This window comes from Sphingopyxis sp., from assembly GCF_016463645.1.
GTDB lineage: Bacteria > Pseudomonadota > Alphaproteobacteria > Sphingomonadales > Sphingomonadaceae > Sphingopyxis.
Genome location: NZ_JAEMQX010000142.1, coordinates 1 through 8,587 on the forward strand (window position 1 = coordinate 1; position 8,587 = coordinate 8,587).

The 8,587-nt window shown below is 65.4% G+C and carries 8 protein-coding genes; 2 read left to right on the forward strand and 6 right to left on the reverse strand.

All coding sequences use genetic code 11. The features are described 5' to 3' along the window. The 3 genes from JHC57_RS19230 to JHC57_RS19240 form a co-directional block, all read right to left on the reverse strand. Positions 1-1,060: aldehyde dehydrogenase family protein (locus JHC57_RS19230; protein ID WP_294032125.1), on the reverse strand; the 1,060-nt coding region annotated here is incomplete at its 3' end. Positions 1,061-1,155: 95 nt separating this feature from the next. Further along, on the reverse strand, positions 1,156-2,466 hold the full coding sequence (locus tag JHC57_RS19235; RefSeq protein ID WP_294032126.1) for a M20/M25/M40 family metallo-hydrolase: 1,311 nt from the start codon (positions 2,464-2,466) through the stop codon (positions 1,156-1,158). Between the two features lie 56 nt (positions 2,467-2,522). Further along, positions 2,523-4,019: a PQQ-dependent sugar dehydrogenase gene (locus JHC57_RS19240; RefSeq protein ID WP_294032127.1), complete on the reverse strand. Its 1,497-nt coding sequence runs from the start codon at positions 4,017-4,019 to the stop codon at positions 2,523-2,525. Between the two features lie 210 nt (positions 4,020-4,229). Between JHC57_RS19240 and JHC57_RS19245 the strand changes: the two genes are divergently transcribed. Next, a complete protein-coding gene (locus JHC57_RS19245; RefSeq protein ID WP_294032128.1) occupies positions 4,230-4,442 on the forward strand; it encodes a helix-turn-helix transcriptional regulator in 213 nt (70 codons plus the stop codon). An 8-nt stretch (positions 4,443-4,450) separates the two neighbouring features. Then, positions 4,451-5,101 (forward strand): hypothetical protein, encoded by a 651-nt coding sequence (locus JHC57_RS19250; protein WP_294032136.1) that lies wholly within the window; start codon positions 4,451-4,453, stop codon positions 5,099-5,101. Positions 5,102-5,177: 76 nt separating this feature from the next. Here JHC57_RS19250 and glnA read toward each other — a convergent pair whose 3' ends face one another. From glnA to JHC57_RS19265, 3 genes are all read right to left on the reverse strand, one after another. Then, entirely contained in the window at positions 5,178-6,590 is a 1,413-nt protein-coding gene (gene glnA, locus JHC57_RS19255; RefSeq protein WP_294032138.1) for a type I glutamate--ammonia ligase, read from the reverse strand. Between the two features lie 72 nt (positions 6,591-6,662). Next, complete coding sequence (locus tag JHC57_RS19260) at positions 6,663-7,001, reverse strand: P-II family nitrogen regulator (protein ID WP_037518110.1); 339 nt, start codon at positions 6,999-7,001, stop codon at positions 6,663-6,665. Between the two features lie 227 nt (positions 7,002-7,228). Further along, positions 7,229-8,587 (reverse strand): PQQ-binding-like beta-propeller repeat protein (locus JHC57_RS19265; RefSeq protein ID WP_294032145.1); only part of this gene is annotated, 1,359 nt, incomplete at its 5' end.

The following is an 8,587-nucleotide window of genomic DNA, read 5'->3' on the forward strand; positions in this document are numbered from 1 at the left end:
GGCCGGTGCCGCCGGTCTCCAGCGTCGCGCCTTCGTCGATCGCCGACTGGATCAGACCCTGGATCTTGTCGAACTGCGCCTTGTTGACGACGGGGCCGATATGGCCGCCCTCGGCCTGCGGATCGCCGACCTGCGTCCCGTCGAACATCGCCTTGATCACGCCGACGGCTTCGGCCTCGCGGTCCTTCTGGACAAGGATGCGCGTCGGGGCGATGCAGCTCTGGCCGGTGTTGACGAGCACGCCCTGCACCGTCGGCGGCAGCACCGCGGCGAAATCGGCGTCGGGCAGGACGATGTTCGGCGACTTGCCGCCGAGCTCCTGATGGACGCGCTTGACCGTGTCGGCCGCCGCCTTGGCTACGAGAATGCCCGCGCGGGTCGAACCGGTGAAGCTCACCATTTCGATACCGGGATGCGCGCTGATCGCATTGCCGACGGTCGGGCCGTCGCCCTGCACGAGGTTGAAGACGCCCGGCGGCACACCCGCGGCGTCGAGGATCTCCGCGAAGATCACCGCGTTGCCGGGGCATTCTTCGGAGGGCTTGAGCACCATCGTGTTGCCTGCCGCCAGGGCCGGAGCGACCTTCAATGCGATCTGGTTCAGCGGCCAGTTCCACGGGGTGATCATGCCGACGACGCCGATCGGTTCATAGGCGATCATGCCCGCGGCATATTTTTCGGTGAAGCTGAAATCCTTCAGCGCGGCGATCGTGCCGATAAAGCCCCCGATACCGGCGCCGACCTGCGCGGTGCCCGCGAAGCTGACCGGAGCGCCCATTTCGGATGCCATCGACTTGGCGAGATCTCCCGCGCGCTTCTTATATTCCTCGACGATGCGGTTCAGGAGGTCGAGCCGTTCCTCGCGCGTCGTCTGCGAGAAGCTCTTGAACGCTTCCTTCGCCGCGGCGACGGCGTCGTCGACGTCGGCGGCGGTGCCGAGCACGACGGTCGACGCCGCTTCCTCGGTCGCGGGGTTGATGACGTCGTGGAGCTTGCCGCCCTTGCTGTCGACCCAGCGGCCGCCGATGTAATTCTGTTTGAGGTGCGTTTCGGTGCTCATCATTCTTCTCCCATCGGCGGTCAATTCCGTCTCGGATTGCTACCTAATCACTGTGCCCCATGAATCAAGCGCGGCCAACTGCCAAAGACGGCAGTTCAGCGTTTTTCAGCAGAAAGACGTGACATCAGGATGGCAGCGCGCGTCGCCTGCCGGCTGATGCTCGGGATATCGACCGCCTCGCCCGGTGCATGATCGCCGGTCGAGTAGGGTCCGAGTCCCGCGAGCCCGTCGACGTCGGCGGCAACGAAACTGATGTCGCCCGCGCCGCGCTTGAGCGGATCGAGCGGCGCCATTTCGGCGAGGCCGAGGTCACGGTTCACGCCGTTGAGCTTGGCGAGCAGGGCGCGGTTGCCGTCGGTCGGCGCCATCGAGGGATAGCCGCCGGGGTCGAAGGCGATCTTCGCGTCGGTGCCCGGTGCATGGTCGGCGACGATCGCCGCCATTTTCGCCTTCACGCGCTCGATCTGTTCGGGCGAGAGCGCGCGAAGATCGCCGCGCGCGACCGCGACCGGCGCGATGATGTTGGTCTTGCCGCTGACGGTGGCGCGGATGCCGCCCGCGTCGAGATCGGCCTGCTGCCCGCCGGCGATCAGCCCGACGTTGAAGGTCAGGTTGGGTTCGGGCAGTTCGGTGCGGAAGCGGTGGACGATGCGCGTCAGTTCATAGATGGCGCCGTCGCCCGCCGCGGCGCTGAAAATGCCCGAACTGTGCGCGCTTTTCCCCGTCGCGGTGACGGTCCAGCTATCCGACGATCGCCGCGCGACCGAGCCCATGTCGGCGCCATTGTCGCGGACCAGCCCTTCGAAATCGAGCGCGACGTCGCTGCGCTTGCCCGCGGCGATCAGGTCGGCGCGCGCCTTTTCGATCGGGCTGCCCGAATCCTCCTCGTCGCCGGTCATGTGGATTTCGATATTGGCGTCCTTCAGCGTGCCCGCCGCCTGCATCGCGCGGAGCGCCGCGACGATGACGACCATCCCGCCCTTGTCGTCGCCCGCGCCGGGACCTTCACCCATATCGCCCTTGCGGGTGAATTTCTGGAAGGGCGAGTCGGGTTCGAACACGGTGTCGAGATGCGCGATCAGGAGCAGGCGCTTCCCGTCGGGCCTGCCCGTGTGCGTCGCGATCAGATGGCCGGCGCGGCCGGTGTCGCGCATCGGCTTCCACTCGACCCTGAAGCCGAGCGGTTCGAGTTCGGCGCGCATCATCGTCCCGACCTTCTCGACGCCTTCGAGATTCAGCGAGCCGCTGTTCTGGTTGACGAGCCTTTCGAGCAGGGCGAGCGAACGGTCCTGTTCGGCCGCGACCGTTCCGGTCATCGCGCTTTCGGCTTTTGACAGCTTCGCCTCTGCGGTCGGCGCGAACGCGAGCTGAAGGGCGACGAGCGCAACGAACGGCAATGATTTCATGGGGAGGCCTCCTCTGGAGCGCTCTTGTGCCGCGCGCCTCCGGCCCCCGCAAGCGCTTAGCCCGGCCGCACCATGAAAATATCGCCGCCGAGGCCGACGATAAACAGATTGCCCGCACTATCCTCGCCGAAGGAGACGATCTGGCTGAGCGCGCCGGCGTCGGGCGCGAAATCCTCGTTGCGCCGGCCGAAGCGCGACGAGGCGAGCGTCTGACCGGGAACGAGGCTGGCGAAAGGGATCGACCAGATGTTGCCCGAAACGAAATCGGCGAAGACATATTGGCCCTGCAGGGAGGTTACCGGGCCGCGGTAGACATAGCCGCCGGTGATCGAATTGCCCTGTCGTGGGCCGCTGCCATGGCCATATTCGGCGACGGGATCGGTGAGGCCGGCGGGCGACGTGCCGGTAAAGGGCTGGGTTCCCTCCCTGAAGCGCCAACCGAAATTGAGCCCCGGCTGGGTCGTCGTGACGAGGTCGATTTCTTCACGCGCCCCCTGACCGACATCGGCGATGATCAGCGACGTACCCGAGAAGGACGTGCGAAACGGATTGCGGAGGCCGAGAGCATAGACATAGGGGTCGCCGCCACCGCCGATATAGGGATTGCCGGGTGCGGGCCTCAGGAAATCCCGGTCGGACGGCACCGAGGCGCCGGCATAGGGGTCGGGCACGACCCAGATCCGCAATATCTTGCCGAGCTGCGAATCGGGGTTTTGCGCATTGTTGCCGGGATCGCCCGCGCCGCCACCGTCGCCTACCCCGACATACAGATAGCCGTCGGGGCCGAAGACCATCGAACCGCCGTTATGGTTGTTCGCGCCGGGATGCGGGATGACGAGCCTCGCCAGCACGCGCGGCGATCCGGAGAGGGAGCCATATTCGCGAAGCTCGATATCGCCCGCGGCATTGGTGCAATAGATCATGAAGCGATCGGAATTCGCCGGGTTCGGCAGCAGCGCCATGCCAAGCAATCCGCGCTCGCCGTCGGTCGAGAGGTCGCCGACCGTGAAGAGCAGCGTCCTTGCGCCGGTCGACGGGGTCAGGCGATAGACCCGCCCGGCCTTTTCCAGCACATAGACATCGCCGCTTCCCGGAATGCCGAGAAGATATGTCGGCTGGTCGAACCCCGAACCGACGCGCGCGACCGAGATGCCCTCGCGACTGTTGGTGACGGTGATGTTGACCGTCTGCGTCGCGCTCGCGCCGGCATCGCTGACGCGGAGCTGGACGGCATAGACATTGTCGCCATCGGCATCGCCCGGCAGGTCGTAGTCGGGCGCTTCCCTGAAGCGCAGCGCGCCGGCGGCGGTGATCGAGAAGCGCGCCGCGTCGGCACCGCCGTCGATCGCGAAAGTCAGCGCGTCGCCATCGGGGTCGCTCGCGGTCGCCTGATAGGCGGCGGTCGTGTTTTCGGCGACGCTGACGGTCTGGAGCGAGGTGAAGGCGGGTGGGCCGTTAGCGGTCGGCGGGGTTCCGCCGCCGCCGCCTCCGCCTCCGCCTCCACAAGAAGTCAGAAGCAAGGGGGTGAGGGCGGCAAAAACGCGTAACCGCATGAAGGAACAGCCTTTCACGAACAAACCGACGCGGCGGGAGCCTGCCACCCGGCGAAGGGGATCGCAAGGGCGCCGGTTTGCCAACATTCGCGCAAGGCCGGCCCCACGTCAGGCGGGTTCCCGAGTTCTCCGCGGGGATTTGCGGGGGTGTAAAGAATATTTGACAGGCGGCGCTTCGATATGTAAAGAACTCTTTACAGGGGGCGGGCTTTGGAAAATCGGGTTCGACAGTATCGCGAAGGGGCGGGATGGAGTCAGGGCGAACTCGCCCGGCGGCTCGGCGTCTCGCGCCAGACGATCAACGCGGTCGAAACCGACAAATACGACCCCAGCCTGCCGCTTGCGCTCCGCATGGCCCGATTGTTCGGGCTCGAAGTGCGCGAGCTGTTTATCGATCATTGGATGCCGGAGGGTGAAGGATGAGCAAGGCCATGACCGGAGAAAAGGTGTCGCAGTTCAGGGCGTCGGCGTTGAAGATGCTGGTGGGCGCCGCGGTCGGCGGCGGCGTTTCGGCGGCGGCGCTCGCGCTGGCGGGTGCCGGACTGCTCGACGCGATGGGGCCTTCGCGGGTTGCGCTCGCCGGGGTCGGGCTGGTCTATCTGCTGATGGGCGGCTTCGTCGCCTTCGGGCTCGCCGCGCCGCAGGCGGGCGCCAAACTCCTCAATGTGGGCGATGCCGACGAGCTGCGCGACGACCGCGCCGGAATGGCGCGATCGGTTGCGGTGATGGGCGTTACGGGTGCGCTGCTGCTCCTGCTTGCGCTGGCGCGCTCGCCGGGTTTCGCGGCCGGCCCGGTGTCCGCCGAAGTCGCGATGGGGGCGCTGCTTCTGTCGACGGTGGCGGGGGTCTTCGCGAGCTGGCGCTGGCGGAATGCGTTCGACGAGCTCAATTGGCAGCTCGGCCTCGAAGGTTGCCTCTGGGCCTTCTGTATAAGCTGGGTCGTGCTGTCGCTCTGGGCGGCGGCCGACTTCCTCGGCTTCGGGGCGACATTGACCCCGATCGACGTCGTCACGACGCTTTCGGCGATGATGCTGCTCGGGTCGTTCGTCGCGATCGGCAAACGCGGCATGATGACGCGCTGACGCAAAGGGGAACGCAAAAAGGGCGTCCGGTTCCCCCGAACCGGACGCCCCCCTTGGCGTCGCTGATCGCGTGCGATCAGGCGCTGTAGTACATGTCGAATTCGACCGGGCTCGGGGTCTGCTCGAAACGATAGACCTCGTCCCACTTCAGCTCGACATAGGCTTCGATCTGGTCCTTGCTGAACACGTCGCCCTTCAGCAGGAAGTCGTGGTCGGCCATCAGGCTGTCGAGCGCTTCGCGGAGCGAACCGCAGACGGTCGGGACTTCGCTCAGTTCCTCGGGCGGCAGATCGTAGAGATTCTTGTCCATCGCGTCGCCGGGGTGGATCTTGTTCTGGATGCCGTCGAGCCCCGCCATCAGCAGCGCCGAATAGCAGAGATAGGGGTTCGCCATCGCGTCGGGGAAACGGAATTCGACGCGCTTCGACTTGGCGCCGGCACCATAGGGGATGCGGCACGAGGCCGAACGGTTGCGCGACGAGTAAGCGAGCAGCACCGGGGCTTCGAAGCCCGGGACGAGGCGCTTGTAGCTGTTCGTCGTCGGGTTGGTGAAGGCGTTGAGTGCCTTGGCGTGCTTGACGACGCCGCCGATGAAATAGAGGCACATGTCCGAAAGGCCGGCATAGCCGTTGCCGGCGAAGAGCGGCTTGCCCTTTTCCCAGATCGAGATGTGGGTGTGCATGCCGCTGCCGTTGTCGTCCTTGATCGGCTTGGGCATGAAGGTCGCGGTCTTGCCATAGGCGTGCGCGACCTGGTGCACGACGTACTTGTAGATCTGCATGCGGTCGGCGGTTTCGGTCAGCGTGCCGAAGGTCAGGCCAAGCTCGTGCTGCGCCGCGGCGACTTCATGGTGATGCTTGTCGCAGGGCAGGCCCATTTCGAGCATCGTCGAGACCATCTCGGCGCGGATGTCGACCGCGCTGTCGACCGGTGCGACGGGGAAATAACCACCCTTGGCGCGCGGACGGTGCGCGAGGTTGCCGCCTTCGTAGCTGCGGCCGGTGTTCGTCGGCAGCTCGATATCGTCGATCTCGAAGCCCGACTTGTTGTAGCCGGTTTCGAAACGGACGTCGTCGAACATGAAGAATTCGGCTTCGGGGCCGACATAGACGGTGTCGCCGATGCCGGTCGAGGCGACATAGGCCTCGGCGCGCTTCGCGGTGGTGCGCGGGTCGCGGGCATAGCCTTCGCCGGTCGACGGCTCGACGATGTCGCAGAAGATCACGAGCATCGGGGTTGCCGAGAAGGGATCGTCATAGACCGCGTCGAGGTCGGGCTTCAGGATCATGTCGCTCTCGTTGATCGCCTTCCAGCCCTCGATCGACGAGCCGTCGAACATCAGGCCGTCCTCGAGTTCATCCTCGCCGAGGATCGATGCGACCATGGTCAGGTGCTGCCACTTGCCCTTGGGGTCGGTGAAGCGCAGGTCGACCCACTCGATGTCGTTGTCCTTGATCCGCGCGATGATATCCTTGGGCTTCGTAGCCATCGTCCATGCTTCCTTCTTGCGAAATGGTCCGGCGTGCCGGGGGTTGTCGGGTTTTCGAAAATTATGAGCTGATTAAAGCGCATCCTCGTTGCGTTCGCCGGTGCGGATGCGGAGCGCGGTCTCGACCGGAATGACGAAGATCTTGCCGTCGCCGATGCGGCCGGTCTGCGCGGCGGCGGCAATCGCCTCCACCACACGTTCGGCCATCGAGTCCTCGACGATGACCTCGAGCTTCACCTTGGGCAGGAAGTCGACGACATATTCGGCGCCGCGATAGAGTTCGGTGTGACCCTTTTGCCGGCCGAAGCCCTTGGCTTCGGTGACGGTGATCCCGCTGACACCGACTTCGTGCAGCGCTTCCTTCACCTCGTCGAGCTTGAACGGCTTGATGATCGCCTCAATCTTCTTCACGCTTTTCGTCCCCCTTTGGGCTGGCCGCCGCCCTTCGCACATAAAGCCGGATCAGGTCTGCCTGTCCGGTTCACCCGTGAGTCGGTGCGGTGTCCCGCCATCTTGCACCAATCAAAAGCCGTGCCAATTGGCGAATCGCGAGGTTTCGGTAAGAAATTTGAAACGAAATACCGCCGCTGCCCAAGGGGTGGGCAGCGGCGGTATCCGAGTGCCTAATTTTTGAGCAATCAGCGCCCCATCGGGGCCGATGCGTCGGGCAAATTGGCCTTGGTCCAGTTCGACCGCTCGATGACATAGGCCCGAATCGCCTCGGCATCCTGCGGGGTGAGCACCCTCGCGAAGCTCACCATGCCGCGATCCTTGAGCGCACCATCGATGATGACCGACTTCCACGCGTCGGCGTTGGCCAGCGTGCCCGAGACGCGCAGGTCGGGGGTGAAGCCGTTGCCGATCGCGCTGTCGCCGTGACAGACGATGCAATAGCGCCCGAAATGGGCCTTGCCCGCCGCGACCTGCGCGGGGGTCCCGAACTGCGGCGGCGGGTTCCACGCGAGCGCGGTCGAGGCGGGCGGGGCGGGGAGCTTCATCGCGCCGCCGATCTTCATCACGACGAGGCGCGGGATGTTGGGAACCTTGCGTGTCACACCGCCCGCGACGCCGGCGACGAGCGGGAAGGCGCCGCCCTTGCTCGTCTGGAAGGCGACATATTGGACGCCGCCGACGCGGAAGGTCGAGGGCGCGCTGACGATCCCCGACTGCATGTCGAGGTCGAGCAACTGCCTGCCCGTGTCGGCGGCATAGGCGCGGAAGCGGCCGGTGCTCGTCCCCTGGAAGACGAGATTGCCCGCGGTGGTCATCGTGCCGCCGTTCCACGCCGCGGGATGGTCGACGCTCCATGCCACCTTGCCGGTGCGCGGGTCGAAGGCGACGAGGCGGCCGGTGGTCGCAGCGATCGCCGCCCTGAATGCGGCCTTGTCGTCGGGAAGCAGCGTCTTGTTCAGCGAGGTGCCGACATTGAAGCCGAGCACCTTGCGCTTGTCGAGCTCGTCCATGTCGGCAAGATAGCCCTGCGGAATCTGCTGCGCGGGGATATAGACGAGACCCGTCGTGGGGTTATAGCTCATCGGATGCCAGTTGTGCGCGCCGAGCGCGCCGGGGATGGCGATGAAGGGCTTGCCCGTCCGGTAGAAGCGCGCCTCGGGATTTTCGATCGGACGGCCGGTGGCGAGGTCGTAGCCGGTCGCCCAGTTGATCCCGTCGACGAAGGGTTTGGCATCGATCAGCTTGCCGTTCGTCCGGTCGATCGTGAAGAAGAAACCGTTCTTCGGCGCATGGTACAGCACCTTCACCGGCTTTCCGTCGACCTGCTGCTCGGCGAGGATGATCGGCTGGGTCGCGGTATAGTCCCACGTCTCGGCCGGGGTCTCCTGATAGTGCCACTTGTACTTGCCGGTGGTCGCATCCAGAGCCACGACGGACGAGAGGAACCAGTTGTCGCCCTCGCCGTTCGAGCGCGTGCCATGGTTCCATGGATTGCCGTTGCCGACGCCGAGATAGATCTGGTCGAGATCCTTGTCGTAGACGAT